Source organism: Streptomyces spiramyceticus (assembly GCF_028807635.1).
Classification (GTDB): Bacteria; Actinomycetota; Actinomycetes; order Streptomycetales; family Streptomycetaceae; genus Streptomyces; species Streptomyces spiramyceticus.
In genome coordinates, this window is sequence record NZ_JARBAX010000001.1 from 298,804 (window position 1) to 324,144 (window position 25,341).

22 protein-coding genes and 3 pseudogenes are annotated in these 25,341 nt (G+C 71.3%); 13 read left to right on the plus strand and 12 right to left on the minus strand.

What is annotated here, in order from left to right; genetic code table 11:
- Positions 1–92: 92 nt before the first annotated feature.
- Positions 93–539, plus strand: a complete 447-nt coding sequence (locus tag PXH83_RS01185; protein WP_274555628.1) for an Lrp/AsnC family transcriptional regulator — start codon at positions 93–95, stop codon at positions 537–539.
- Here PXH83_RS01185 and PXH83_RS01190 read toward each other — a convergent pair.
- From PXH83_RS01190 to PXH83_RS01200, 3 genes are all read right to left on the minus strand, one after another.
- Positions 529–3,834 (minus strand): AAA family ATPase, encoded by a 3,306-nt coding sequence (locus PXH83_RS01190; RefSeq protein ID WP_274555630.1) that lies wholly within the window; start codon positions 3,832–3,834, stop codon positions 529–531. The genes PXH83_RS01185 and PXH83_RS01190 overlap by 11 nt on opposite strands.
- Complete coding sequence (locus tag PXH83_RS01195; protein ID WP_274555632.1) at positions 3,831–4,997, minus strand: exonuclease SbcCD subunit D; 1,167 nt, start codon at positions 4,995–4,997, stop codon at positions 3,831–3,833. Before PXH83_RS01195 ends, PXH83_RS01190 begins: the two co-directional genes overlap by 4 nt.
- A gap of 135 nt (positions 4,998–5,132) precedes the next feature.
- Complete coding sequence (locus tag PXH83_RS01200; protein ID WP_274555635.1) at positions 5,133–7,706, minus strand: AMP-binding protein; 2,574 nt, start codon at positions 7,704–7,706, stop codon at positions 5,133–5,135.
- A gap of 270 nt (positions 7,707–7,976) precedes the next feature.
- Here PXH83_RS01200 and PXH83_RS01205 point away from each other — a divergent pair, with 270 nt between their 5' ends.
- The 3 genes from PXH83_RS01205 to PXH83_RS01215 are packed head-to-tail and all read left to right on the plus strand — an operon-like array spanning position 7,977 to position 11,686.
- On the plus strand, positions 7,977–8,996 hold the full coding sequence (locus PXH83_RS01205; protein ID WP_274555637.1) for an iron ABC transporter substrate-binding protein: 1,020 nt from the start codon (positions 7,977–7,979) through the stop codon (positions 8,994–8,996).
- 6 nt (positions 8,997–9,002) lie between these two features.
- Positions 9,003–10,643 carry an ABC transporter permease gene (locus PXH83_RS01210; protein WP_274555639.1) on the plus strand — a complete coding sequence of 547 codons (1,641 nt, stop codon included), beginning with the start codon at positions 9,003–9,005 and terminating at the stop codon, positions 10,641–10,643.
- Positions 10,640–11,686, plus strand: a complete 1,047-nt coding sequence (locus PXH83_RS01215) for an ABC transporter ATP-binding protein (RefSeq protein ID WP_274555641.1) — start codon at positions 10,640–10,642, stop codon at positions 11,684–11,686. Before PXH83_RS01210 ends, PXH83_RS01215 begins: the two co-directional genes overlap by 4 nt.
- Positions 11,687–11,796: 110 nt before the next feature.
- On the opposite strand, the gene PXH83_RS01220 is transcribed toward PXH83_RS01215, so the two are convergent.
- Together PXH83_RS01220 and PXH83_RS01225 are read right to left on the minus strand one after the other, a co-directional pair.
- Positions 11,797–12,423 (minus strand): YigZ family protein, encoded by a 627-nt coding sequence (locus PXH83_RS01220; RefSeq protein WP_274555643.1) that lies wholly within the window; start codon positions 12,421–12,423, stop codon positions 11,797–11,799.
- Between the two features lie 54 nt (positions 12,424–12,477).
- Positions 12,478–13,029 carry a DoxX family protein gene (locus tag PXH83_RS01225; protein WP_274555646.1) on the minus strand — a complete coding sequence of 184 codons (552 nt, stop codon included), beginning with the start codon at positions 13,027–13,029 and terminating at the stop codon, positions 12,478–12,480.
- A 198-nt stretch (positions 13,030–13,227) separates the two neighbouring features.
- Here PXH83_RS01225 and PXH83_RS01230 point away from each other — a divergent pair.
- From PXH83_RS01230 to PXH83_RS01250, 5 genes and pseudogenes are all read left to right on the plus strand, one after another.
- A pseudogene (locus tag PXH83_RS01230) lies at positions 13,228–13,488 on the plus strand (substrate-binding domain-containing protein); the annotation flags it as partial.
- A pseudogene (locus tag PXH83_RS01235) lies at positions 13,449–13,640 on the plus strand (ATP-binding cassette domain-containing protein); the annotation flags it as partial. The pseudogenes PXH83_RS01230 and PXH83_RS01235, both read left to right, overlap by 40 nt.
- Positions 13,641–13,706: 66 nt before the next feature.
- Positions 13,707–14,612 carry a ribokinase gene (locus PXH83_RS01240; RefSeq protein ID WP_274555648.1) on the plus strand — a complete coding sequence of 302 codons (906 nt, stop codon included), beginning with the start codon at positions 13,707–13,709 and terminating at the stop codon, positions 14,610–14,612.
- 27 nt (positions 14,613–14,639) lie between these two features.
- Positions 14,640–14,723 (plus strand): annotated as a pseudogene (locus PXH83_RS01245) (RbsD/FucU domain-containing protein); the annotation flags it as partial.
- 197 nt (positions 14,724–14,920) lie between these two features.
- Positions 14,921–15,328, plus strand: a complete 408-nt coding sequence (locus PXH83_RS01250) for a CoA-binding protein (RefSeq protein WP_274555650.1) — start codon at positions 14,921–14,923, stop codon at positions 15,326–15,328.
- 28 nt (positions 15,329–15,356) lie between these two features.
- Here the strand turns inward: PXH83_RS01250 and PXH83_RS01255 are convergent, their stop codons facing one another.
- Both PXH83_RS01255 and PXH83_RS01260 read right to left on the minus strand, forming a co-directional pair.
- A complete protein-coding gene (locus PXH83_RS01255; protein WP_274555652.1) occupies positions 15,357–15,911 on the minus strand; it encodes a YbaK/EbsC family protein in 555 nt (184 codons plus the stop codon).
- A 43-nt stretch (positions 15,912–15,954) separates the two neighbouring features.
- Positions 15,955–16,527 carry a helix-turn-helix domain-containing protein gene (locus tag PXH83_RS01260; protein WP_274555654.1) on the minus strand — a complete coding sequence of 191 codons (573 nt, stop codon included), beginning with the start codon at positions 16,525–16,527 and terminating at the stop codon, positions 15,955–15,957.
- A gap of 94 nt (positions 16,528–16,621) precedes the next feature.
- Here PXH83_RS01260 and PXH83_RS01265 point away from each other — a divergent pair, with 94 nt between their 5' ends.
- On the plus strand, positions 16,622–17,488 hold the full coding sequence (locus PXH83_RS01265) for a DMT family transporter (RefSeq protein ID WP_274555656.1): 867 nt from the start codon (positions 16,622–16,624) through the stop codon (positions 17,486–17,488).
- 10 nt (positions 17,489–17,498) lie between these two features.
- On the opposite strand, the gene PXH83_RS01270 is transcribed toward PXH83_RS01265, so the two are convergent.
- The gene (locus PXH83_RS01270; RefSeq protein WP_274555658.1) at positions 17,499–18,260 is read right to left on the minus strand and encodes an acyltransferase; all 762 of its coding nucleotides are present in this window, start codon (positions 18,258–18,260) and stop codon (positions 17,499–17,501) included.
- 110 nt (positions 18,261–18,370) lie between these two features.
- Here PXH83_RS01270 and PXH83_RS01275 point away from each other — a divergent pair, with 110 nt between their 5' ends.
- Positions 18,371–18,901 carry a gamma carbonic anhydrase family protein gene (locus PXH83_RS01275; protein ID WP_274555660.1) on the plus strand — a complete coding sequence of 177 codons (531 nt, stop codon included), beginning with the start codon at positions 18,371–18,373 and terminating at the stop codon, positions 18,899–18,901.
- A gap of 16 nt (positions 18,902–18,917) precedes the next feature.
- Here the strand turns inward: PXH83_RS01275 and PXH83_RS01280 are convergent, their stop codons facing one another.
- The 3 genes from PXH83_RS01280 to PXH83_RS01290 form a co-directional block, all read right to left on the minus strand.
- Positions 18,918–19,637, minus strand: coding sequence for a DedA family protein (locus tag PXH83_RS01280; protein WP_274555662.1), 720 nt, complete (start codon positions 19,635–19,637; stop codon positions 18,918–18,920).
- Positions 19,638–19,717: 80 nt separating this feature from the next.
- Positions 19,718–21,331 (minus strand): carboxylesterase/lipase family protein, encoded by a 1,614-nt coding sequence (locus tag PXH83_RS01285; protein WP_274555664.1) that lies wholly within the window; start codon positions 21,329–21,331, stop codon positions 19,718–19,720.
- A 182-nt stretch (positions 21,332–21,513) separates the two neighbouring features.
- Positions 21,514–21,951 (minus strand): DUF4442 domain-containing protein, encoded by a 438-nt coding sequence (locus PXH83_RS01290; RefSeq protein WP_214919882.1) that lies wholly within the window; start codon positions 21,949–21,951, stop codon positions 21,514–21,516.
- 109 nt (positions 21,952–22,060) lie between these two features.
- Here PXH83_RS01290 and PXH83_RS01295 point away from each other — a divergent pair, with 109 nt between their 5' ends.
- Both PXH83_RS01295 and PXH83_RS01300 read left to right on the plus strand, forming a co-directional pair.
- A complete protein-coding gene (locus PXH83_RS01295; RefSeq protein WP_274555666.1) occupies positions 22,061–23,098 on the plus strand; it encodes a DUF8017 domain-containing protein in 1,038 nt (345 codons plus the stop codon).
- 109 nt (positions 23,099–23,207) lie between these two features.
- Positions 23,208–24,524: an MFS transporter gene (locus PXH83_RS01300; RefSeq protein WP_274555667.1), complete on the plus strand. Its 1,317-nt coding sequence runs from the start codon at positions 23,208–23,210 to the stop codon at positions 24,522–24,524.
- Here the strand turns inward: PXH83_RS01300 and PXH83_RS01305 are convergent.
- The gene (locus PXH83_RS01305) at positions 24,486–25,331 is read right to left on the minus strand and encodes a spermidine synthase (RefSeq protein WP_274555669.1); all 846 of its coding nucleotides are present in this window, start codon (positions 25,329–25,331) and stop codon (positions 24,486–24,488) included. The two genes, PXH83_RS01300 and PXH83_RS01305, sit on opposite strands and share 39 nt — an antisense overlap.
- Positions 25,332–25,341: the final 10 nt, after the last annotated feature.

The window sequence follows — 25,341 nt, forward strand, 5'->3', positions numbered from 1 at the left end:
GCTGAAAATCTACGAGCGTTGATCAACTTCCTGAAGTGAGATTCCCCGGCTCTTCTCTTGATCTGCCGCTGGTTTCCCTGTTGTCTCTCCGCATGACCGGATATTCACCGGACGCCACCGACTGGCGCATCCTGGAAGCCCTGCAAAGCGAAGGCCGGGCCAGTTTCACCGAGCTGGCACGCACCGTCTCCATGTCCGCGAGCGCCGTGACGGAGCGGGTACGGCGGCTCGAAGAGGCCGGTGTGATCTCGGGCTACATGGCTGTCGTCGAGCAGGACCGGCTCGGAATGCCCATCCTGGCGTTCGTACGGCTGCGCTATCCGCACGGCAACTACAAGCCCTTCCACGACCTGCTGGACGTGACGCCCGAAGTTCTGGAGGCGCATCACGTCACCGGTGACGACTGCTTCGTGCTGAAGGTCGCGGCCCGCTCGATGAAGCACCTCGAAGAGGTGTCGGGCCGGATCGGCTCGCTGGGCTCGGTCACCACGAGCGTCGTCTACTCCTCCCCGCTGCCGCGCAGGGCGCTCAGCCGCTGATCCCCGTCATGTGGTGCCGCACCGCGGAGCCGTGCCGGTCCTTCACCACCTCCAGTTGTGTGGTGACACGGCGGCGCAGGTCGGCGACATGGCTCACGATGCCCACGCTGCGGTCCCGCTCGCGCAGCGAGTCCAGTACGTCGAGGACCTCGTCCAGGGTCTGGTCGTCGAGGCTGCCGAAGCCCTCGTCGATGAAGAGCGTGTCGAGCTGTACGCCGCCGGCCTCGTCGGTGACGACGTCGGCAAGGCCCAGCGCGAGCGCCAGGGAGGCGAAGAACGTCTCGCCGCCCGAGAGCGTCGCCGTGTCGCGCTCGCTGCCCGTCCAGGCGTCCACGACGTGCAGACCGAGCCCTGAGCGGCCGCGGCCGCCGGACCTGGCGTCGGAGTGGACGAGGGTGTAGCGGCCCGACGACATGCGCTGGAGGCGTGCGGTGGCCGCGGCCGCGACTTGTTCGAGGCGGGCCGCCAGGACGTACGACTCCAGGCGCATTTTGCGTTCGTTGTCGGCGGAGGTGCCTGCCGTGAGCGATGCGAGGCGGGCAACCCGCTCGTACTGCTCGCGCAACGGACCGAGGCGGCGCATCTCCTCGGCGGCCTGCTGCGACAGCCCGTCGAGCGCGGCGCAGCGCTCGCGGGCGGCGTCGAGTGCGGAAGCGGCATCGAGCAGTCCGCGCTCCGCGGCGTCGAAGGCGGCCTGGGCCTGCTGCGGCGCGGCGTCGGGCCGTTCGGCAGCGGCGGCGGTGTCCGGCTCGGCCAACCGGTCGGCGACGGCGGCCTGTTCGCGCTGCCAGGCGTCGAGTTCGTGCTGGAGGTCGCGCTGCTCCGCGTCGCCGAGCAATGCCTCTGCTGCGGCGCGCGGCGTGTCGAACCCGGCCTTGAACGCGGCGTCGGCAAGCCGGTCGTCGGCCTCCTTGAGGCGCCGGGCGGTGGTTTCGAGCGCCCGTACGGCTTCGGCGGCCTCGCCGAGGAACCGCACCCTGCGCTCCAGCAGCGCGGCATGCTCGGCGACGCTCCCGGCATCACCGCGAGCCCGGACCAACTCCGCCTCCAGCGACGCCTGTTCCCGGTCGAGGGCTTCGCGCTGCGAGGTCCGGGCGGCGACGCGCCGCTCCGCCTGCTGCTGAGCGTCGACGCGCCCGGCGTGCTCACGCTCGGCACGGTCCAGCGCCTCGCGGGCGTCGTGCATGCCCCCGGCCACGGCATGCGCCTCGGCGTGCTCGCGCCGCAAGTCGTCGACGAGGGAGGCCAGTTCACTGACGTCGACGTCGCAAGACCGGTCGGCCGAGACGCTCCCGGCCAAGGCGCCGGAACCGCCGTCCGCCTCGGCAGCGCCACCAGCACCCCAGGTCACACCACGGACGCCCGCCCGCTCCGGCCCAGAGCTCGCGTCACCCTTGCCATGGCCGTCGACCCCGGCGGCGCCAACCGCATCCCCGGCCAAGACGCCGGTGCCCCCCGGCGCCGGCCCAGAGCTCGCGCTGCCCGCCCCGCCGATGCCGCCCGGCTCAGCGGTCCCGTCCGCTGCTTCCCAAGGTGCCGTCGTACCGCCGACGCCCCCGCCCACCTCGGCTCGTGCCGACGCGTGGGCCTCTCGTACCGTCGCCAGTGCGCGCTCTGCTTCGCCGCGCGCCCTCTCCGCGGTCGTGTGCGCTTCGTACGCCGCTTCTTCCGCCGCGCGGTCCACCTGGTCGTCCGCGGGGCGTGCCGGCTCCGGGTGTTCGGCGGAGCCGCATACTGCGCACGGCTTCCCGTCGCGCAGTCCGGCCGCCAGCTCGGCCGCGATGCCCCGCAGCCTGCGCTCCTTGAGGTCGAGCCACCTCTCGTGTGCGTCGGCGGCCCGCTCGCGGGACGTGCGCAGCCGGTCGTCGGCGGCGGTGACCTGCTCGGCGAGTGCGTCGCGGCGGCGGGCTGCGTCCAGTCTGCGGCGGGCCGGTTCGAGCCGGCCCGCCAAGTGCTCCGTGCGCGTCACCGCCTCCTGGGCGGCCTCGATGCGCTCCTGGCAGCGGCGGCGGGTCGTGTCCCACCCGGTGAGCCAGTCGGCCGCGTCCCTCAGCAGTTCGTCGTCGGCGCGGGCCTGCCGCTCCAGCACGGTGCGCTCCCGGCCGATCTCCTCGCTCCGCTGCTCGGCCCTGCGGGCGGCTTCGAGCCCGCCGAGGTCCTGGCGGATCTTGCGCTCCAGCGCGGCGAGCTGCTCGGCCCCGGCGTCGGCGAGATCCGGCGACAGTACGGCACGCGAGCGCTCCCGCGCCGTGCTCGCCGCCCGGTGCTCGCGCTCGGCGTCGTCGCGCAGCGACAGTGCGGGGGCGACACGGTCGGCGCGGCGGGCGCGGTCCTGCCGCTCGCGCAGCCGCTCGTACTCGGGGCGCCGGGCTTCGAGGACGTCGGCGCGTCGGCGCGCGTCGGCGTAGCGGTGCTGGAGGGCGGCCAGTTCACGCTCGGCCTCCAGCGTGCGGCGGGCGGCCGCCTGCCTGCTCCCGGCGGCGGTCACGGCCAGTTCCGCGATGTCGAGGCGCTCGCGCGCACCGCTGCGCGCGACCGCGGCCCACTCCCGTACGGCCTCGGCGAGTCCCGGCTCGCCCGGCTGCGCGCCGGGCAGCGGCCAGTCGCGGGCATCGGCGTTGTCGCCCGCCGCTTGCGCCATCCGCTGCGCGACGGCCAGGAGGCGCTCGTCGCCGCTGCGCACCTGCTGCTCGGCGGAGCGGCGCAGTTCGGCGAGACGGTCCTCGACGGCGGCGAAGCGGCGGGTGTCGAAGAGGCGGCCGAGGAGCTTGCCGCGTGCTTCGGCGTCGGCGCGCAGGAAGCGGGCGAAGTCTCCCTGGGGCAGGAGCACCACCTGGCAGAACTGCTCCCGGCTCATGCCGACGAGCTGGGTGATCTCCTCGCCGATCTCCTGGTGGGAGCGGCTCAGCGCCTTCCAGCCCGCTTCGGGGACGTACTCGCGGAGCCAGCTCTGTGCCTTCTCCGTGGTGAAGCCTGTGCCCTTCTTCTTCGGGCGCGGCTGTGCGGGCCGCCGGGTGATCTCCAGCCGCCGCCCGCCGACGGTCAGTTCGAGGCGGACCTCGGTCGGCAGGTCCTGCGGAGCGTGGTCGCTGCGGAGCGAGGCGCCGGGGCTCTGGCGCGCGCCCGGCACCGCGCCGTACAGGGCGTAACAGACGGCGTCGAGTACGGAGGTCTTCCCGGCGCCGGTCGGTCCGTGCAGCAGGAAGAGCCCGGCGGCGCTGAGCGCGTCGAAGTCGACTTCCTGGGTGGCGCCGAAGGGCCCGAAGGCCGTGATCTGCAGGGCGTGCAGTCTCATCGGGCGACCTCGCGCACGACGTCGTCCACGCGTACGTCGTCGAACGCCCCTGAGAGCACGGTGCGTTCGAGGTCGTCGGGACCGCTGCCGCCCCGCACATGCGCCACGAAGTCCTCCGCGATCTGCTGGTCGTCGCGGCCCCTGAGCCGCTGCGCGTACGAGGCGAGGGGGTCCTCGGCGGCGCGCTCGGGGTCGAAGACGAGGCTGATGGTGTGCGGGAAGCGTGCGCAGAGGCGTGCCATGGGTTCGGCGGGGCGGACTGGATCGGTGAGCGTCGCCTCGGTCCACGCGTCCTCGTGGCGTTCCAGGGCCGGGTCGGCGAGGAGTTCCTCCAGGCGGCCCCGGATCCGGGCGACCGTCCTGGGCACCGGGCAGTCGATGCGCTCGGCCGCGATCTCCCCGCCGGGCCCGAGGTCGACCAGCCACATGGTCTTGCGGTGATCGGCCTCCGAGAAGGAGTACGCGAGCGGGGAGCCCGAGTAGCGCACGCGCTCGGTGATGGCCTGGGAGCCGTGGAGGTGTCCGAGGGCCACATAGTCGACGCCGTCGAATACGCCGGCGGGGACGGCGGCCACGCCGCCGATCGTGATGTCGCGCTCGCTGTCGCTCGGTTCGCCGCCCGCGACGAAGGCGTGTGCGAGGACGACGGACCGGGTGCCTTCGGGACGTGCGGCGAGGTCGGCACGTACGCGCTGCATGGCCGCCCCGATGACGGCCTCGTGTCCTGCCTTCGCGGCCTTGAACTCCTCGCGGACCAGGGCCGGTTCGAGATACGGCAGTCCGTAGAAGGCGACTTCGCCGTGTGCGTCGGAGAGCACGACGGGAGTGGCGCAGGCTGCCGGGTCGGTACGGAGGTGGATTCCGGCCCGGTCGATGAGTCCGGCGCCGACGCCGAGCCTGCGGGCCGAGTCGTGATTCCCGGAGATCATGACGGTCGGTACGCCCTCGGCCGCGAGGCGGTGCAGGGCCTGGTCGAAGAGCTCGACGGCGGCGAGCGGCGGCACCGCCCGGTCGTACACGTCACCTGCCACCAGCACGGCGTCCACGTCGCGCTCGCGCACGGTCGCCACCAGGTGGTCGAGGAACGCGGCCTGGGCGTCGAGAAGGTTCACCCGGTGGAACGACCGCCCGAGGTGCCAGTCGGAGGTGTGCAGAATTCTCAAGAGACGACTCCGACCTGCATGTTTCCCTTCCAGCGCCCTCAGAATCAGCACGGCAACGGGCCGAGCCCGCTCCGGAGCCCGGTTACCGGCACCCAGTCACGCTAGCGCCGGCCGGTACCGGATCCACCACTGACCTCAGTTTTCCACTCTCGCCCGACGCCAGGTGACCGTCCGCCGTCCGCGCAGGGACGGCCGCCACCGCATCATGCGGGTCGCCAGTGCGGCGTACGCGATGCCCACGGCGAGTGAGGCGACCAGTGCCAGCACCGCGAACTGGTCCTCCAGGCGCGGGAAGACCTGCCAGTGCGTCACATAGATGTAGAGCGAGCTGCCCGCGAGTACGCCCGCCACGCGGTTGACGGAGGCGAGGCTCGGCAGCTTCGGCACCCACACCAGCAGCGCGAAACCGGCCATGATGACCGCCTCACGGGCGGGCTGCCCGAACAAGCCCGGAACGGTGACCAGGGCCACAGCGGTCACCAGCAGCCGCTGCCGCACGGTGGTCGCCTTCGCGGCGGCCCAGCCCATGGCGAACAGCCAGAAGAGGCCGGCCACAAGCGGAACGTGCCCCCGGGCGTCGAGACCGAAGACGTCGTAGCGCCCGATGAGCCCGAGAGCTGTCAGGACGGCCGGGAAGGCGAAGGGGAAGCGTCGCTCGGTGCGGTCCAATCGGGGGACGGCGAGCACGGCGGCCACGACGACCAGCATGTAGACGAGGGCCTCGATGAACCAGAAGCCGTCGTTCGGTCCGACGAGGCTGGTGAGCAGCAGGACCGTGGTGAGCCCGTAGTCGTCGGTGACGAGCGTGATCAGGGCGAGCCAGGCCATGCTCGGCACGGCGATCCGGGTGATGCTCCGGCCGAGGTTTCGCAGGCGTTCGCGGCGGTCGGCCGAAGTCAGGTGGAAGCGCGCGAAGTTGTAACCGGCGACTCCCAGCAGTACGTGGGCTCCGCCCTTGATCGTGAAGAGGTGGATGTGCGAGCCGACGATCAGCACGATGGCGACGGCGCGCAGGGCGACCCCGGTCTCCAGGGTGCGGGTGCGGCGCCGGGTGTTCGGCCGGTCCCCGGCCTGCTGCCCCGGCGGCTTCCTGAGTTCGCGGATCGGGAGCGTGTGCCAGTTGTCGGGCAGACGGCCGAGTACCTCTTCGAGGCGCAGTGACATCTCGACGTACGACAGTGAGTCGCCGCCCAGGCCGACGAAGCTGCTGTCCTCGGTGACGTGGTCCCGGTCGAGGATCTGTGCGTACAGCCGGCACAGGTCGGCCTGTGCGGACTCCGCCGCGACGGCCGGGGCTTCGGGGTCGGGCCGGGTCAGTTCGCGTACGGCCCGGTAGTCCGGCTTTCCGGTGGCGAGCCTGGGCAGTTCGGGCAGGACACGGACGTGTACGGCGCGGGGTGGCAGGCCGCACTCGCCGGTGACCAGGCGCCGTACGAGAGCGGCGTCGGTGGTGTCCGGATCGCCTGCGACGGCCACCGACAGCGCGTCGTCGTCACCGGTGCAGCAGGAGGTGATGCCGCGCTTGCCGAGCATCGCCTCCACCTGCTGCGGGTCGATCCGCAGTCCGAGGATCTTCGCGAACCGGCTGCGCCGCCCGATCACTTCGTACAGACCGTCGGGGCTCCGGCGGGCGATGTCCCCGGTGTGCAGCTCGTCGACGGTCCGACCGAGCCGGAGGTCTTCGGGGCTCTCGGCATAGCCCAGCATGACGTTGGGTCCCGCGTACACCAGCTCCCCGGTGTCCTCTCCGGGCCAGTCCTGGTGCGGCTGGAGCCGGAAGGAACCGCCGGGGATGGCGACACCGGCGGCCTCGGGTCGGGTTGCCGCGAGATCCGGTGGCAAGTAGGCCATGCGGGCCGTCGCCTCGGTCTGGCCGTACATGACGAACAGGTCCCAGCCGGCGGCCCGGCCGAGGGCCGCGTACCGGGCCACCCGGTCGGGCGCCAGCCTGCCGCCCGCCTGCGTGACGTAGCGCAGATGAGGGAGCTCCATCGCGGCGAAGCCGACCCGGTCGAGCAGGTCGAAGGTGTACGGGACGCCGGCGAGGGTCGAACCGCGGCCGGTCCTGAACAGCTCCCAGAAGCAGGAGTCGGCGACCGACAGGTCGGTGAGGATCACGCCGGCGCCGCGCAGGAGATGGCTGTGGACGACGGAGAGGCCGTAGCAGTAGTGAAGGGGCAGGGTCGTCGCCGCGCGGTCGGTGTCCCGGATGCCCAGGTATTCGGCTATGGACTCGGCGTTGGCCTGCAGGTTCTCGTGCGAGAGCCGGACGAGTTTGGGCGAGCCCGTCGAACCGGAGGTGCTGAGGAGTAGCGCGAGGTCCGGGTGCAGGGTGTGTGCGGAGATCTCGCGTCGTTCGTCGAGCACCCATGCGCCGCCGTCCGGGCGTGCCACGACGTCCGGGTCGTACTCGTCGATCAGCGAACGCACGGCTTCGGCGTGGTCTCCGGGCACCAGGAGGACGGGGTGTCCGGCGGCCAGCGCGGCGAGGTGGACCACGAGGGCGTCGGTCGTGTTGGCGCCGACGAGCAGGATGAGGCGCCGTTCCCGGCCGAGGCGGCGTGCGGTCTGCTCCACCCGTGCGGCGAGTTCGCGGTAGGTCACCGGGCCGTCGGCGGTGATGACCGCGGTGCGGTCGCCGTGAGCCGCGAGGCCTGCGGCGAAGGGGACGGTCTTGGCGCCTTTGAGCAGGCCGGGAGCGGGTATCACGCCTGCATCTTAGGAAAGGCTTACCTTGTTGGATAGTCACAGGGACGTCACAGCCGACCCATTGAAGATCCACAGAATCGACACCAGTAGGGTCGGCTCCGCCGCCTGGTCGACACTGCTGAAATGTTGTGTGCGTCACTCTTGACGTTTAGGTTAGCTTTACCTTATTCATAGGGCGTTCGAAGGTTCCTCCGCGGCACCGCTACGCCGCTCGCTCCTGGACGACGCGACGCGCGGCGGCGGAAGTGAGCCATGCAGGAAGGCATCCACATGCGACGCCCCTTGTCCCGACGTCTGACCGCGCTCGTCTCGGCAGCCCTGCTCCTGCCCGCTCTCGCGAGCTGCGGCAACGACGAGGAAGACGCCGGGCTCGTCATCTACTCCGGCCGCAACGAGAATCTGGTCGAGCCACTGCTGGACGAGCTGGAGAAGGCTGTCGGCACCGACATCGCCGTCCGCTACGGCGACAGCGCCGAACTGGCCGCCCAGATCCTGGAAGAGAGCGACAAGACCAACGCGGGGCTGTTCTTCTCGCAGGACGCCGGAGCCCTCGGGGCCCTCTCCACGCAGGGCCGCCTGAAGAAGCTGCCCAAGTCGTCACTGGACAAGGTCGACAAGGCGTTCCGCGGCAGCGAGGGCGACTGGGTGGGAACCTCCGGTCGCGTGCGCGTCCTCGCGTACAACCCCGGCAAGGTCACCAAGGTGCCGGACAGCGTGCACGAGCTGACCAAGCCGGAGTGGAAGGGCAAGGTCGGTTACGTCCCGACCAACGCCTCCTTCCAGGCGTTCGTCACCGGCATGCGCGTCCTTGAGGGCGACGAGGCCACCCGCAGCTGGCTGAAGGGGCTCAAGGCCAACGACCCGAAGGTCTACGAGAACAACCTGAAGGTGCTGGAGGGCGTCGGCAAGGGCGAGGTCTCCCTCGGCCTGGTCAACCACTACTACTGGTACGAGCAGGTCGCCGAGAAGGGCGAGGACGAAGTCGGCGCGAAGATCCACTTCTTGCCGGGCGGCGACCCCGGTGCGCTCGTCAACGCGGCCGGAGTCGGCATCCTCAAGGGCAGCGACCAGACCCCTGTGGCGCAGAAGGCCGTCGACTTCCTGCTCTCGAAGAAGGCGCAGACCTACTTCGCCGACGACACCAAGGAGTACCCGCTGGCCGCCGGTGTCACCAGCAAGGTCAAGGACCTGCCGCCGCTGGAGTCCCTCGACGCCCCCAAGATCGACCTCGGCAAGCTCGAATCGCTTCAGGAGACCCTGAAGATGCTGCAGGACGTCGGGATGGTCTGAGCCGTCATGCCTGCGAAGGAACCCGTCGTACGAACGGGTCCCGCCACCGGGCCGGCCGGTCCTCCGGGGCCGGTCGGCCCTCCCGGCCCGGCCGGTCCTCCCGCGTCGGCCGGTCTGCCGCGTGCCGCGAAGGGTGCCGGGACCACCAGGCCGCCGGCCGCCCTGGTGGTCCCCGCCGCCGTCGCCGCGGCGTTCGCGCTGCTGCCGCTGGGCTACCTCGCGGTCCGCTCGCTGGAGCGCGGCCCCGGATTCGCCTGGGAGGTCGTCGCCAACGAGCGCACCGCTCTGCTGCTGGGCCGCAGCCTGGGACTCGCCGCCGTCGTCGTAACGGCCTGCCTGGTGCTGGGAGTTTCCCTGGCCTGGCTGACGGTACGGACCGCGCTGCCCGGCGCCAGAGCCTGGTCGGTCCTGGTGACCCTGCCGCTGGCCGTGCCCAGCTATGTCGCGGCCTTCGCCTGGCTGTCCGCGTTCCCCGGACTCGCGGGCTTCACCGGCGCCGCACTCGCACTGACCCTGGTGAGCTTCCCGTACGTCTACCTGCCGGTGACCGCCGCACTGCGCGGCACCGACCCGGCTCAGGAGGAAGTGGCCCGCTCGCTCGGCCTCGGGCCGCTGCGGACCTTCCTGCGCGTCACACTCCCGCAGGTGCGCCCCGCGGCCGCCGGGGGCGCGGTGCTCGTCGCGCTGTACGTGCTCTCCGACTTCGGCGCGGTGTCCCTGATGCGCTACGACACCTTCACCCGGGGCATCTACACGTCCTACCGAGCCAGTTTCGACCGCACCCCGGCCGCCGCGCTGAGCATCGTCCTGGTGGTGATGACGGTGGCTTTGGTCGCCGCCGAGGCGCGTACGCGCGGCCGCGCCGGGCACGCCAGGACCGGCACCGGCACTGCGCGCCCCGCCGCCCCAGCGCCGCTGGGCCTCTGGCGGGGGCCGGCGCTGGCCTGGTGCGCGGCGGTCACGGCGGTCGCGGTCGTCACTCCGCTGGCCACCCTCGGGTACTGGCTCGCCGTGGGCAACTCCGCGACCTGGGACCCCGTGCGGCTCCTCGACATCGCCGGTACGACACTCGCGGTCGCCGCCGCGGGCGCCGCGCTCACCACCGCGCTCGCCCTGCCCGTCGGGGTGATCGCCGCCCGCCACCGGGGCCGGCTCGCGCACCTGCTGGAGCAGTCCGCCTACGCGGGCCACGCCCTGCCGGGCATCACCGTCGCCCTCGCGCTGGTCTTCTTCGCGGTCCGCTACGCCAACCCGCTGTACCAGGAACTGCCGTTGCTGGTCTGCGCGTACGCCGTGCTCTTCCTGCCGGTCGCGGTGGCGGCCACCCGAGCGGCCGTTCTCCAGGCCCCGCCCGTACTGGAGGACGTCGCCCACTCCCTGGGCCGCACCCCGCTGCGGGTCCTGCGTGACGTCACCGTGCCGCTCGCCGCTCCGGGCGTCGCGGCGGGGGCCGCTCTGACCTTCGTGGTGTGCATGAAGGAACTGCCCGCCACCCTCCTGCTGCGCCCCACCGGCATGGACACCCTGGCCACCCGTCTGTGGACCGAAACCGGCACCGGATCGTTCGCCGCCGCCGCCCCGTACGCCGCGACCCTGATCCTGCTGGCCGCCGTTCCCTCCTACCTCCTCGGGAGGCACCGCACATGACCGATCTGCAGATCGCCGGAGTGTCCAAGGCGTACGGCCGAGGTCGCCCGGACCAGGCAGCCGTACTCGACGGGCTCGATCTCACTGTCCCCAGCGGCGCGTTCGCGGCCGTGCTGGGCCCGTCCGGCTGCGGAAAGACCACCCTGCTGCGCATCATCGCGGGCTTCCTGCGCGCCGACGCGGGCACCGTCACGGTCGGCGGACGCACCCTCGCCGCGCCCGGTACGCATCTGCCGCCGGAGAGCCGCCGCGTCGGCATCGTCCCGCAGGAGGGCGCGCTCTTCCCGCACTTGAGCGTGGCCCGCAACACCGCCTTCGGCCTGTCGGGGCTCGACCGCGCCGCACGCCGCAGGCGTACCGAGGAGATGCTGGAACTGGTCGGCCTCGGCGGCTACGGCAACCGGATGCCGCACGAGCTCTCCGGCGGCCAGCAGCAGCGCATCGCACTCGCCCGGGCCCTGGCACCGGAACCCGCGGTGGTCCTGCTCGACGAGCCGTTCAATGCCCTCGACAGCGCCCTGCGCGCCGGCGTACGGGCGGATGTCCGCGCCGCCCTGCGCGCCACCGGCGCCACCGCCCTGCTGGTCACCCACGACCAGCAGGAGGCCCTCTCCACAGCCGACCTCGTCGCAGTCGTACGGGACGGCAAAGTCGCCCAGTGCGACACGCCCCAGGAGGTCTACCGGCACCCCGCCGACCCCTGGGTGGCCCGTTTCGTCGGCGACGTCGTCCTTCTGCCCGGCAGCGCCGACGACGGCACTGCCACCACAGCGCTGGGCCGGCTGCCCCTCGGTCCGGCCGCCCGGGACGCCGGCGACGGAACTGTTCTGTTGCGGCCCGAGCAACTGCAACTCACCGATACAGCAACGGCGGTTCAGGGCACGGTGACCGAGGTCAGTTTCTACGGTCACGACGCCATGGTCACCGTCGACGTCGACGGTCTTGCGACTCCGGTGGAAATCCGGGTCGCCGGATTCACCGGCGTACAGCCCGGCCAGCGCACCGGCATCCGTGTCACGGGCGAGGCGACCCTGCATTCCTGAGCGATGGCCCGGCAATCCTGAGCGGTGGCCCGGCATTCCTGAGCGGTGGCCCGGCATTCCTGAGCGGTGGCCCGGCGTTCCTGAGTGGTGGCCCAGCGTTCGCGAGTGGCTCAGGCGTCGCCGTACGCCTCTCCGCCCACCTCGAACCCCGCCGTGCCCGCCGTCGCGTCGGCGAGCCAGGCACGGAAGGGTTCGACGTCCGCCTCCGGCAGGCCGACCTCGATCGTGACCGCCTCGGCGTACCGCACCTCGCGCACCGCCCGCCCGGTCGCCCGCAGGTCGTTCTCCAGCTTTCCGGCCCTCTGGTGGTCGACGGTGACCGTGGCGAGCCGGAAGCGCTGCCTGGTGATCGTGCCGATCTCGTCCAGGGCTTCGCCGACCACGCCGCCGTACGCCCTGATCAGACCGCCCGCGCCGAGCTTCACGCCGCCGTAGTAGCGGGTGACGACGGCGACGGTGTACCGCACCTCGCGGCGCATCAGCATCTGGAGCATCGGTACACCGGCCGTGCCGCCCGGCTCGCCGTCGTCGCTCGCCTTCTGCACGGAGGCGTCCGCGCCGATGACGTACGCGAAGCAGTTGTGGGTGGCCGTCGGGTGTTCCTTGCGGATGCGCGCGATGAAGTCCTGCGCCTCGCGTTCGGTGGCTGCGGGCGCGAGCGCGCAGAGGAAGCGCGACCTGTTGATCTCGGCTTCGTGCACGCCCGCGTGGGCGACGGTCCGGTACTGCTCCTGCATTCGGCCCACCCTATGCGGCGGCCGGAAGGGACGCGTCGGGCGCCTTGCTGCCTGTTACTTCTTGAGCAGCAGGACGACGGCCGCGAGCACCAGGCCGAGCGCCACGGCGGCGACTCCGTACGCGAGACGGTGGGTGCGCAGGCCGGGCAGGAAGCGGTCGACGGCGTACCGGCCGGGGCCGGTGAGCGCGAGGGCGGCCGATGCGGCCGTGAGGAGCAGTACGTACTCGACGCCCTTGGGGGCGAAGAAGCCGCCGCTCCAGTGCATGGCGAGGGCGTTGACCATGGTGCCGACGATGGCCGCGCCTGCCAGCGGGGTGAGCAGGCCGATGACGAGCCCGAGGCCGCCGAGGGTCTCGGTGAGGCCTGCGACGGCAGCCATCACCTCGCCCGCCGGGTAGCCGCTCGCGGTGAAGAACATCCCTGTGCCTTCGATACCGCCGCCGCCGAACCAGCCGAAGAGCTTCTGCGAACCGTGCGCGGCCATGGTCAGGCCGAGGGCGATACGGAGTATGAGGAGACCGGCGTCGTAGCCGTGAAGTGAGGGGATGGGGCGGTCGGTCCCGGCGGTTACGGGGGCGCCGAGGGTACTGGTGGGGGGAGTCATACGGGGGCTCTCTCCTGTGTCGGATGCTCGTTCCTGGCATTGCTTGAAACTTCAAGTCACCAGACGATACACAGCCGTCAAACCTTGAACAACCGCGCATCGATGAAGCCTGGATTAAAAAATTCTTCGTGCAGGATCCGGTCTCGCTCCCTCGCGAAGGGCTTGCCATCCGTGGGAAACGCCGACGAGCGGCCCGACCTGGACGCGATCCCGGCCCGGGGCCTGCGCGTTCCGCGGGACATCCCGCTCGCCGCCTTCGACGACATCCCGTGGTTCGTGCACACCCATCCGCCGATCCCGGCGATCGCCCAGCCGACCGGCGAACTCGGCCGGGCCGCCGTACGGTCGCTGGTGGACGTCATCGAGGGCCGGCCCCCGCAGTCCGTCACCCTTCCTGCCCGTCTCGTCGTACGCAGTCCCTGCGGCGAGGACGCTTCGAACCAGAGGAGCAACGTGTGAGCGGCCCCGACGAGTTGCTGCGCATCGAAGGCATCCGCAAGACGTTCCCCGGCGTCGTCGCGCTCGACGCCGTCGACTTCGCTCTCCGCCGCGGCGAGGTGCACGTCCTGCTCGGTGAGAACGGGGCTGGCAAGAGCACCCTCATCAAGATGAAGAATGTCTCCGACTTCTCCTGACTTCACCCGACTTCGTCTGAGTACCGAAAGTAGGAAACAGGGATGCACAGCTACGACCTGCTGGTCGTAGGGTCGGCCAATGCCGACCTGGTGATCGGCGTCGAGCGACGCCCCGCGCCCGGCGAGACCGTGCTCGGCTCCGATCTGACCGTCCACCCCGGCGGCAAGGGAGCCAACCAGGCGGCCGCCGCCGCGCGTCTTGGCGCCAGTACGGCCCTGCTCGCCCGGGTCGGCGACGACGCCCACGGGCAGCTGCTCCTGGAGGCGCAGCGCGCGGCCGGGGTGGACACCGCCGGCGTACTCGTCGGCGGGGCGCCGACCGGAGTTGCGCTCATCACCGTGGACCCGTCGGGCGACAACAGCATCGTGGTCTCCCCCGGCGCCAACGCCCGGCTGACCCCCGACGACATCCGTGCCGCCGGGAGCCTGCTCGCGCCGGCCAGGGTCGTCTCGGCTCAGCTGGAGGTCCCCCTGGACACGGTCGCGGAGGTGGTGCGCACGCTGCCGGCCGGCACCCGCTTCGTACTGAACCCCTCGCCGCCGGCGCCGCTGCCGTCGGAAGTGCTCGCGGCCTGCGATCCGTTGGTACTGAACGAGCACGAGGCCCGGTTCATCCTCGGGGATTCGGCCGGCGATGCTCCTGAGGACTGGGCGCGGGGACTGCTCGCCCTCGGTCCGCGATCGGTGGTCGTCACACTGGGTGCGGCGGGCGCGCTGGTCGCCGACGGCCGTACGGACGCGCTTGTGCGGGTACCGAGCCCGAAGGTCGAGGCCGTGGACACGACCGGGGCCGGTGACGCATTCACGGCCGCCCTGGCCTGGCGGCTCGGCCTGGGCCAGGACCTCGCGGCGGCGGCAGCGTACGCCGTGCGGGTGGGGGCTGCGGCCGTCACCAGGGCGGGTGCGCAGGAGTCCTTCCCCACGGCGGAGGAGGTCTCCGCCCTGTGAAGAAGGCCGGCATCCTCAACCAAGGTGCGGTGTGGTGGGGCGCGGTTGGTGGTACGGACGGGGGAGGCGCGACCGTACGCGAATGTACTGCTGCGGTGCGGGGTCTTCTTCTGGGACCGGGGTCTGGGGTGGAGCCCCCACGCGGCGGCAGCCGCAAAATGTCACAGCCGGGAAGGGGCGGGGAGGGGAAGCGCCGCAGGCAACCCGCACTGCACAAGGCCCGCACACGCACCCGCACCCCTCCCCCACGGGAATCCGCCGCCCCCGGCCATGCGTTATATGGCCCACCGACACGCTGGAGGCCGTACATGCATGGCGACCCCGCCACCATCCGCAAGATCCTCACCGAGCTCGGCGACACCTGGGCCGTCGTAGGCCTCTCCTCCAACAGGAGCCGCGCAGCGTACGGCGTAGCAGACGTACTGCAGCGTTACGGCAAGCGGATCATCCCCGTGCACCCCAGGGCCGAGACGGTGCACGGCGAGCAGGGCTATCCGTCGCTCGATGCCATCCCGTTCGACGTCGACGTCGTGGACGTCTTCGTGAACAGTCGCCTCGCGGGCCCCGTCGCCGACGAGGCCGCCGCAATCGGCGCCAAGGCCGTCTGGTTCCAGCTCGGCGTGATCGACGACAAGGCGTACGACCGCACGCGCGCGGCCGGCCTCGACATGGTCATGGACCGCTGCCCCGCAATCGAGATCCCCCGGCTGCGCTGACGCACGTCAGATGCACGTCGGATGCACGTCAGACGCCCAGCCCGTCGATCATCACCGCACCCAGCAGTCCCCCGAACACCTTGCCCGGCACGATGAGCTTGCCCCGGCGGCGGCCGCTGCCGATCAGTACCCATTCGGCGTCGACGACGGCGGAGTCCACCAGCAGCGGCCAGCCGGCCGGCAGCCCGATCGGCGTGATGCCGCCGTACTCCATGCCCGTCTCGCCGACAGCCGTGTCCATCGGCGCGAACGACGCCTTGCGTGCGCCGAGTTGCTTGCGGACCGCGCCGTTGACGTCGACGCGCGTACGGGAGAGGACCAGGCAGGCGGCCAGGGAGGTTTCTCCTCCCCTCTTGCCCGCGACGACCACACAGTTCGCCGACGCGTCGAGGAGCTCGCGGCCGTAATGCTCGACGAAGGCCGCCGTGTCGGCGATCTCGGGGTCGGTGTCGACGTAGATCAGCTGCTCGGCGGGTACGTCGTGGCTCCATCCGCGCACGGCGTCCGCGACGGGCGCGGTGAGCAGGTCGAGGCAGTCGGGGGCGGGCCTGGCATCGTCGAAGTTTCCGAGTGGAGCGCGCATACGCGCACGCTAACAGGTGCCCCCGCAGGCCGGTTTGGCCGTCTCAGCGCACCGGCGGGATGGATACCGCCATCGTCATCTCGACCGTCTCCGACCCGTCGTTGCGATACGCGTGCGGGACGTTCGCCTCGAATGTCGCCGAGCTGCCCGCCGGCACGGAGTGCGACGCGCCGTCGACCACGAGGGTGAGCTCGCCCGCGGTGACATGGAGCAGCTCGGTCGTGCCGTCCGGGTGCGCGTCGGAAGAGCTCACGTCGCCCGGCATCAGCCGCCAGGCCCACAGTTCGAGCGGGCCGCGCGTCTCCGTGCCGACGAGCAGCGTGGTGTAGCTGCCGGCCTCCGTGGACCACATGCGGACCGCCTGCTCCGGCGGTACGAGCCTGACCTGCTTCCCCTGCTCGTAGTCGAGGAGCGTGGTGATGCTGACGCCGAGCGCGTCGGCGAGCTTCACCGTGGTGCCGACGCTCGGGTTCGTACGCGCCTGCTCGATCTGGATGATCATGCCGCGGCTGACGCCCGCGCGGGCGGCCAGAGCGTCCAGCGTGAATCCCCGCTCGCCCCGCCAGCGCTTGAGGTTGCGGGCGAGCGACTGCGTGAGCTGGTCGAGGTCCGACACATTCCGTCCAATATTTTGAATGACAGAGTGCAATGAAATGCACTACGGTCTGGTGTACCAAACCGTTCACCACACTGTACTGCGAGGCACCGTCATGACCGCACTCTTCGCCCTGGCCACCAGCCTGCTCTGGGGGCTGGCCGACTTCGGCGGCGGGTTGCTCACACGACGTACGCCCGCCCTCACCGTCGTCGTCGTGTCGCAGGCGATCGCGGTCGTGGTCCTCGGCGCGATCGTCGTCGCGACCGGCGGCTGGAGCGAGGCGGGGCCGGAGCTGTGGTTCGCGGTGGCGGCCGGCGCGGTCGGGCCCGTCGCGATGCTCAGCTTCTACAAGGCCCTGGCGCTCGGCCCGATGGGCGTGGTCTCCCCGCTCGGTTCGCTGGGCGTCGCCGTGCCGGTCACGGTCGGCCTGGTCCTCGGCGAGCGCCCCGGGCTGCTTCAGTTCGCCGGGATCGCGGTGGCCGTGGCCGGAGTGCTGATGGCCAGCGGTCCTCAGCTGCGCGGGGCGCCGGTGCAGCGGCAGGCGATCGTACTCACGCTGATCGCCGCGGTCGGCTTCGGTGCGGTGCTGGCCCTGATCTCGGAAGCCTCCACGACCCTCACCGGGCTCTTCCTCGCGCTCTTCGTCCAGCGCGTGACCAATGTGGTCGTCGGCGGCGGGGCGCTGTACGTATCGGTGAAGCGCGGCGCGAAGGCCCTGCCGGAGGACGGCGGGATGCGCGTGATCTGGGCTGCGCTGCCCGCCCTGGCGTTCGTCGGCCTCGCCGACGTCGCGGCGAACGGCACGTACTCCATCGCCGCGCAGAACGGCCCGGTGACCGTAGCGGCCGTACTGGCCAACCTCTACCCGGTGATCACGGCCTTGGCGGCCCTGCTCATCCTCAAGGAGCGGCTGCGCGGCGTACAAGCGGCGGGCGCGGGCCTCGCGCTGGTCGGTACGGCGCTGCTCGCGGCGGGCTGACGGGGCCCGCTCACTCCGCGGCTTCGGTCTCCAGCTCGGCCAGATACCTCAGCTGCTCCGGAGTGACACCCTCCGGAATCGGTACGGGCGCGGGCGTCCGCAGCGGCGGCTGCCAGCCCTCCACCGCGTCCCAGCTCCGTACGACCCGGGCGGGCGCCCCGGCCACCACCGCGTGGTCGGGCACTTCACCGCGTACGACCGCGCCTGCCGCGACGACGACGTTACGGCCGAGACGGGCGCCGGGGAGTATCACGGCTCCCGTGCCGATCCAGCACCCCGGGCCGATCTCCACCGGCTCCATGCGCGGCCACTGCTTGCCGACGGGGATGCCGGGATCGTCGTAACTGTGGTTCGTGGACGTCACATAGACGTACGGGCCGAAGTAGCAGTCGTCCCCGATGGTCACCGTCGTGTCGGCGATGACGTGGCTGCCGCGGCCGAGGACCACACCGTTGCCGAGCCGCAGAATGGGGTCCGGGCCGAGGTCGAGGCCGGGCATCATCCCGGCGGTCAGAGTGACCTGTTCGCCGATGATGCAGTGGTCGCCGAGGTGGATCCACGGCTCGCCGAAGACGGTCCCCTGCGGGAAGGCGAGCTTCGTACCGGCGCCGATCGATCCGAAGCGCAGGCGGCCCGGGCGCTCGGCGCTCACCGCTCCGGCCTGCTGGACCCAGCGCCACCCGCCCTGCACGGCGCGGGTCACCAGGCGGCGGCGCCAGACGGTCAGCGCAGACGGCGATGAGAACGTGTTTCTGTTCTTCGGCACTCGCATACGGTAGTCGGCCCCGCCCGAGATGATCAGGGCGGCCTGCTGTGATGTTCACCCCACCCGTCGCTTACGGTTCCCCTTGCGCGACAGTCCGAGGCACTGAGGAGCACGTGATGGCAGAGCAGGCGTTGATCAGCGGCGTGGGCGGCAAGGACCCGAAGATCGACCCGGCGGCATTCGCCGCGCCGACCTCCGTCGTGATCGGGGATGTCACGCTGAGCGCCGGCGCCAGCGTCTGGTACCACACCGTGCTGCGCGCCGACTGCGGGCCGATCGTTCTCGGCGCCGACAGCAATATCCAGGACAACTGCACGGTCCACGTCGACCCCGGCTTCCCCGTCACCGTCGGTGACCGTGTCTCGGTGGGCCACAACGCCGTCCTGCACGGCTGCACCGTCGAGGACGACGTGCTGGTCGGCATGGGCGCCACGGTCCTCAACGGGGCGCACATCGGCGCCGGTTCGCTGATCGCGGCACAGGCGCTCGTACCCCAGGGCATGCGAGTGCCCCCGGGCTCACTCGTCGCCGGCGTACCCGCCAAGGTGAAGCGGGAGCTGACCGACGAGGAGCGCGAGGGCATCAAGCTGAACGCCGCGATGTACCTGGAGCTGGCCAAGGGCCACCGCGAGGCACACGCGGAGTAGGCGCAGGAGGCGTCCGTCAGTCGGCCGTCGCCGAGATCTTCTCCGGCACGGCGGCCGCCGGCTGGTCCCCGGCCTCTGCCTCGGCGCCTGCGCCCGCCCGGGCTTCCGCCTCCGCCCGCGCCTCCGACTGCTCCGCAGCCTTCTTCGCACGGTTCTTGAGAACCAGCATGGACGTGAGGCCGATCAGCACCGCGAGCACCAGGCCCAGCCACGAGAAGCGCTTGAGCCACGCCTCGGCGACGACGCCCACCGAGTAGATGACGGCGGTGGTGCCGCCCGCCCACAGGATGCCGCCGAAGACATTGGCGATCAGGAACTTCCAGTACGGCATGCGCAGTACGCCCGCAAGCGGACCCGCGAAGATCCGGAGCAGCGCCACGAAGCGGCCGAAGAAGACCGCCCACATGCCCCACTTCTCGAAGGACCGCTCCGCCATCGCGATATTGGCTTCGCTGAAGTGCTTGGGGAACTTGCGGCCGAGCTTCGCCAGCAGCGGCCTGCCGCCCTTGCGCCCGATCGCGTAGCCGATCGAGTCGCCGATGATGGCGCCCGCCGTGGCGCATGCGCCCAGGACGTACGGGTCGATGTCGCCGTGCTGGGAGGCGAGGAGCGCCGAGCTGACGAGGACGATCTCGCCCGGCAGCGGAATACCCAGACTCTCCAGCCCGATGACGATCCCCACCAGGAGGTAAATGCTGACGGCCGGGATGGTCTCGAGCCACTCCGTGATGTGCAACGCCGGTTCCTGTCGTCGAGAAGATGCGGCTGCCCTGCCCGCCGTGCGCCCCCGTGGCACACGGCGGGCAGCCTACCTGGTCACGCCGTGGCGGCGGCGTCCCAGAGGTCGCACCGGTGCTCGCGGCCCACCGTCGTACTGATGGTGTTGCCGCCCGCCGACGCGGTTTTCAGGGAGAGCACGTGCCCCGGGTCGCGCCGCTGGTCGGGCATGTCCGGGCCGCCCGTCGCGCGCGGCACGCCGTCGTGGATGAAGGAGCCCCAGTACTGCGTCATCTGCCGCGCGAGCACCCGCTGCTCCGCGTTGAGCGGGCTGTCGAGGCCGAAGTGCCGGAAGAGGTACTGCACCTCATTGACGTGAGTCGCCCCGAAGTCGAAGTCGGTGTCCAGGTCGCGCAGCGAGGCGAAGGGCGGCGACGTACGGTCGGCGAATTCGTACGCGTACACCGGCCCGCGCCGGGCGAGCGCCCCGTCCATGCGCAGGGCGGGGCAGGCGAAGAGCCGGTCGCCCATCGCCGCGCCGTACGCGAGGGTCGGGGACGCGTGGTCGCGCAGCGGATAGCGGGCCAGGACCTTGGCGCCCAGTTCGGGACCGTACGCCCTGGTGAGCGCGGCGGGGTACTGGGCGGCCGTCAGTGGCTCGCCGCGTCCGTCGAACTGGCCGAAGGCGAACAACGTCCCTTCGTCGCTGTTGGCGCCGTTCAGTACGGGCACGCGCGCGGAGCGGCCCGTCGCGTACGCCGTGGCGGGCTGGACCGGCAGGAAGGAGCCCCCGGCCACGGGCGCCCAGTCGAATCCCGCCTGTGCCTCAAGTACCTCCCTCGCGGGCTTCCGCCGCAGGCAGCCGGCGGCCGTACGGGCGTCCGTACAGCCGAGACGGGCCGCGAAGTCCGCCCCCTGCCGAGCCGCCTGCTCGCGGGTCCTGGCGGCACAGTCTTCGTACGCGCCGCTCTGGATGATCGCTGCGCCGAAGAGGCCGCGAGCGGGCGGCGAGGCGAGCTGGGTGCAGACGGAGCGGCCGCCCGCCGACTCGCCCGCGATGGTGACGCGCGCCGGGTCGCCGCCGAACCGGCCCGCATTGGCCCGCACCCAGCGCAGCGCGGCCTGCTGGTCGAGCATGCCGTAGTTCCCGGACACGCCGTCCTTCGCCTCGTCGTCGAGACCGGCCGTCGCGAGGAACCCCATCGCGCCGAGGCGGTAGTTGACGGTCACGACGACAGTCTCGGTCGCGGTGGCGAAGGAGTCGGGGACGATGTCCTCGCCGCCGCCCGCGACGAGTGCGCCGCCGTGCAGCCACACCATGACCGGCAGCCCCCTCCGCTGCCGGTCGGGAGTGTAGACATTCAGGTCGAGGCAGTCCTCGGTGTGGCTGGGCTGCTCGTATCCGGGGTCCCAACTGGCCGTCTGTACGCAGCGGTTCCCGAACTCGGTGGCGTCCCTGACTCCCTGCCAGGCCGAGGCCCGGCGGGGCGCCTTCCAGCGCAGATCGCCGACCGGCGGCTCGGCGTACGGGACGCCGAGGAACTGACGGCCGTCGCCGGTGGCCGTCCCGCGCACCCAGCCCGCGTCCGTCCGTACGAGCGTGTTGTCCGTGTTGTCCGCCGCCTGCGCGGGAACGGGCGCCAGGACTGCCGCGCCGCAGGTCGCCCAGGCGGCGACCAACAGCACGGCGCGGCGCATCCGGCCTTTGCTCATCATGTTCTCCCTTGCCCTTGCTGAGGAGATGGCTGGCTGCATGAGCTGATTACACGTGCCAATGAAAGTGCCCGACGAAGCTAGGACCAGCCCTTCGAAGAGTCAATAAGTTGAACAAGAAACAGCCGGACCGCCCCTCCGAACAGGGGGCGGCCCGGCTGCCTTCAAAGCAACTACGGACGTCAGCTGTTGGGCCGGAGCGTCCAGACGACGGTCATCTCGCCCGTCACCGCACCGTCCTCACGCGTGATCGAGATGACCACCGGGAACTCGGGACGCTGCCCGGCGTCCAGCTCCGCGACGACGTCCGCCACCGGACGGCCGAGCGTCGCGGTAGCCGTCACCACACCCATGGCGAGCTTCTTGTAGCCGATCTCTGCACTGACGGCGAGCGGCACGGCTCGCGACAGCTGGTCCCCGAAGGCGGCGATGACGATCGCGCCGCTCGCCGACTCGGCGAGGGTGAACATCGCGCCGGCGTGCGGTCCGCCCACGTGATTGTGGTAGTCGGCCTGATCCGGGAGGCGCACAACGGCACGCTCCGGGGTGGTCTCCAGGAACTCGAGGTTGAGGGTACGGGCCATGGGAACCGTGGCGACGAGCATCTCGCCGACGGACATCTGATCTGCGCTCATGGGGCTCGATGTTACCCATGAGTAGGCAGGCTTGACCATCCCCTCGGGGGGCGGACGTGGCACCCGTGATGCCGCGCCTCTATGGTTACTCGCCATGTGGCAAGGACAGCAGCCGCCCGGGGGCGAGCAGAACCCGCAGGACCCTAACCAGAACCCGTATCAACAGCCGGGATACCAGCAGCCGGGTTACCAGCAGCCGGGCCGGCCGTCCGGATATCAGCAGCCCGGGTACCAGCAGCCGGGATATCAGCAGCCGAATCCGTACCAGCAGCCGACCGTGCCGCAGTACGCCGTTCCGATGCCGCCGGGCACGCCCGGGCCGCCGGGCGGCAACCGGAAGAAGACCACGATCGTCGCGATCGTCGCGGCCACCGCCGTCGTCGCGGCCGCCGTGATCACCGGCGTAGTGGTCATGGGCAAGGACGACGAAGGAGGCTCCACCGAGGCGGACAAGAAGGCGAAGTCCTCGCCCTCCGCCACCGCCACATCGGAGAAGCCCTCAGCTCCCGCCTCGCCCGCCGAGAATCCGCGCGGCGGCTCGACCGAGGAGGCCAAGCCGACGATTCCCGGCTGGAAGGTCGTGACCAACCCGAATCACGGGAGCCGCTTCGACGTACCGCCGGAGTGGGAAGTGCAGAAGCCCGGCCTGACCATCAGCTACGAGAATTCCAAGAAACCGGACGAGCTTCTCATCGGGATGTCGTCGCCGGCGTATTTCAAGAGCAAGTGGTGCACCGCCGTCGTCGACGGCCGCAAGGACGAGTACAGGCTCGGCGCAGCCGGGACCCGGGGCGCGAACGGCGCCAGTAACGGGGGCACCGAGGCCGAGAATGTGGCCGGCAATTGGGTCTTCGCCGCGTACGACCAGAACGAGACCGGCAAGTTCAAGATCTCCAAGGCCGTGCCGTTCACCTCCACGTCCGGACTCAAGGGCAGCGTGTCCACCGCGACCGTCACGGGCGTCAGCAAGAAGAACACCTGCGACAGTGACGGCAAGGCGATCGCCTTCGCATTCAAGAACGCGGACGGCGACTTCGCCGTCTGGAGCCTGCACACGGCAAAGGGCGTCAAGGGCGAACTGCCGGAGACGACGATCCGCCAGATCCTCGGCACCGTCCGCCTGTCCGACTGACACGGCCGCCCGGCCGGCCGACTGACCGGCCGTCGGCTGGCCGGATTCTGAGCAAATCTGTCGCTCAATCGGTTTGGCAACGCGGGGCAATGACAGCGATAGTCCGGAAGTGACATCTCCTGCCGCCGCCCCTCGCCGCATCAGCCGCCGCCCCGAGTGGGCCGGCCGCAACTACACACTGCTGACCGCCGCCGCGATCGTGACGAACCTGGGTACCCATGGTGCGTTGATCGCGGCGGCGTTCGCGGTTCTCCAGGCGGGCGGCGACGGCAGTGACGTGGGCCTAGTGGCCGCGGCCCGCACTCTGCCCCTCGTCCTGTTCCTCCTCATAGGCGGCGCGGTGGCCGACCGGGTACCGAGGCACCGGGTGATGGTCGCCGCCAACGCCCTCAACTGCGTGTCCCAGGGGGCTTTCGCCGTCCTGGTCCTGGCCGGCGACCCCCAGCTGTGGCAGATGATGCTGCTCACCGCCCTGTGCGGCACCGGCCAGGCGTTCTTCAACCCGGCGGCCGAGGGCATGCTGCTCTCCAGCGTCAGCGGCGAGCAGGCCAACCGTGCCTTCGCCCTCTTCCGGATGGCCATGCACGGCGCCGGCATCGGCGGCGCAGCGCTCGGCGGTGCGCTGATCGCCGCGTTCGGTCCCGGCTGGGTGCTCGCCGTCGACGCCGCGGCTTTCGCGGTGGCCGGCGCGCTGCGCGCCTTCCTCGACGTGAGCCACATCGCGCCGCGCGAGCCGGGCGGCGGGATGCTGTCCGATCTGCGCGAAGGCTGGCAGGAGTTCGTCGGCCGGCCGTGGCTGTGGAGCATCGTGGCGCAGTTCTCGGTGGTCGTCGCCGTCGTCGGAGCTGCCGAGGCGGTGTACGGGCCGTTGGTCGCCCGCGACGAACTGGGCGGCGCGGCGCCCTGGGGCCTGGCACTGGCCGCGTTCGGTGTCGGCACGCTCGGCGGCGCGCTGCTGATGATGCGGTGGAAGCCCCGGCGCCTGCTGCTCGCCGGAACGCTGTGCGTCTTCCCGCTCGCGCTGCCCTCGGCGGCGCTCGCCGTACCGCTGCCGGTGGCTGCGCTCGCGGCGGTGATGTTCTTCAGCGGCATCGCGATCGAGGTGTTCGGCGTGTCGTGGATGACCACGCTGCACCAGGAGATCCCGGAGGAGAAGTTCTCGCGGGTGTCGGCGTACGACTGGTTCGGTTCGGTGGCGATGCTGCCGCTGGCCACCGCGGTCGCGGGCCCCGTGGAGAGCCTCTTCGGGCGGCACGAGGCGCTGTGGGGATGCGCGGCGCTGGTGGTCGTCGTCACGGCCGCGGTGCTGTTCGTGCCCGACGTACGGAATCTGACGCGGCGTACGCACGAGGTGGCGAAGGCGGTCGCGCCGGCCTCGTCAGCCTCGTCAGCCGATGCTGAAGGCGCCGCCGGGCGGCTCGGGTGACTCCACCGCGTCCTCGTCCCGTACGACGTCGGCGGCGGCGATGAAGCGCTCCAGCGAAGGCCCATGCTCCACGCGCGCGGGGAAGACGTCCGCGGCGGTGCGGCGGGCCAGAGCGGCCGTGGGCAGTGGCTCGTGCGAGGCGAGCAGCACCGCGTTGCCGAAGCGGCGGCCGCGCAGTACGCCCGGCTCGGCGATCAGCGCTATCTCTTCGAATGCGGCCGAGAGGTTGGCCAGTTGGGAGCGGAGGAAGGCGAACGGCGCACCGTCGGCGAGGTTGGCGGCGTAGATCCCGTCGGGACGCAGGACGCGTTCGGCTTCGCGTGCGTACTCGACGGATGTGAGGTGCGCGGGCACGCGGGAGCCGCCGAAGACGTCGGCGATCAGTACGTCGGCCGAGTCGGGCGCGGCGCTTTCGAGCCACTGGCGCGCGTCGGCGCCGTGCACCCGTATCCCCGCTCCGTCCGCGAGCGGCAGATGTTCGGTGACCAGTGCCAGCAGGCCCCGGTCGGCCTCGATGACGTCCTGGCGCGAGCCCGGCCTGGTCGCCGCCGTGTAGCGGGGCAGTGAGAGCCCTCCGCCGCCGAGGTGCACCACGTCGATGGCCGCGCCCTCGTCGGCCGCGCAGTCGACGACGTGGGCGAGCCGCCGGGCGTACTCGAACTCCAGGTAGGTGGGCTCGTCCAGGTCGACGTACGACTGGGGCGCACCGTCGACCGTGAGCAGCCACGCCCTCGGCCGGTCCACATCGGGCATCAGCTTGGCGGTGCCCCAGTCCACGTCCCGGATCACGGGTATCGGCTCGTCCACCCCACCATTG

Coding starts and splice junctions, on each gene's coding strand:
- PXH83_RS01185 (WP_274555628.1), top strand. CDS start 93: ATGACCGGATATTCACCGGACGCCACCGACTGGCGCATCCTGGAAGCC.
- PXH83_RS01190 (WP_274555630.1), bottom strand. CDS start 3,834: ATGAGACTGCACGCCCTGCAGATCACGGCCTTCGGGCCCTTCGGCGCC.
- PXH83_RS01205 (WP_274555637.1), top strand. CDS start 7,977: ATGCGACGCCCCTTGTCCCGACGTCTGACCGCGCTCGTCTCGGCAGCC.
- PXH83_RS01210 (WP_274555639.1), top strand. CDS start 9,003: ATGCCTGCGAAGGAACCCGTCGTACGAACGGGTCCCGCCACCGGGCCG.
- PXH83_RS01215 (WP_274555641.1), top strand. CDS start 10,640: ATGACCGATCTGCAGATCGCCGGAGTGTCCAAGGCGTACGGCCGAGGT.
- PXH83_RS01220 (WP_274555643.1), bottom strand. CDS start 12,423: ATGCAGGAGCAGTACCGGACCGTCGCCCACGCGGGCGTGCACGAAGCC.
- PXH83_RS01225 (WP_274555646.1), bottom strand. CDS start 13,029: ATGACTCCCCCCACCAGTACCCTCGGCGCCCCCGTAACCGCCGGGACC.
- PXH83_RS01240 (WP_274555648.1), top strand. CDS start 13,707: ATGCACAGCTACGACCTGCTGGTCGTAGGGTCGGCCAATGCCGACCTG.
- PXH83_RS01250 (WP_274555650.1), top strand. CDS start 14,921: ATGCATGGCGACCCCGCCACCATCCGCAAGATCCTCACCGAGCTCGGC.
- PXH83_RS01255 (WP_274555652.1), bottom strand. CDS start 15,911: ATGCGCGCTCCACTCGGAAACTTCGACGATGCCAGGCCCGCCCCCGAC.
- PXH83_RS01265 (WP_274555656.1), top strand. CDS start 16,622: ATGACCGCACTCTTCGCCCTGGCCACCAGCCTGCTCTGGGGGCTGGCC.
- PXH83_RS01270 (WP_274555658.1), bottom strand. CDS start 18,260: ATGCGAGTGCCGAAGAACAGAAACACGTTCTCATCGCCGTCTGCGCTG.
- PXH83_RS01275 (WP_274555660.1), top strand. CDS start 18,371: ATGGCAGAGCAGGCGTTGATCAGCGGCGTGGGCGGCAAGGACCCGAAG.
- PXH83_RS01285 (WP_274555664.1), bottom strand. CDS start 21,331: ATGAGCAAAGGCCGGATGCGCCGCGCCGTGCTGTTGGTCGCCGCCTGG.
- PXH83_RS01290 (WP_214919882.1), bottom strand. CDS start 21,951: ATGTCCGTCGGCGAGATGCTCGTCGCCACGGTTCCCATGGCCCGTACC.
- PXH83_RS01295 (WP_274555666.1), top strand. CDS start 22,061: ATGTGGCAAGGACAGCAGCCGCCCGGGGGCGAGCAGAACCCGCAGGAC.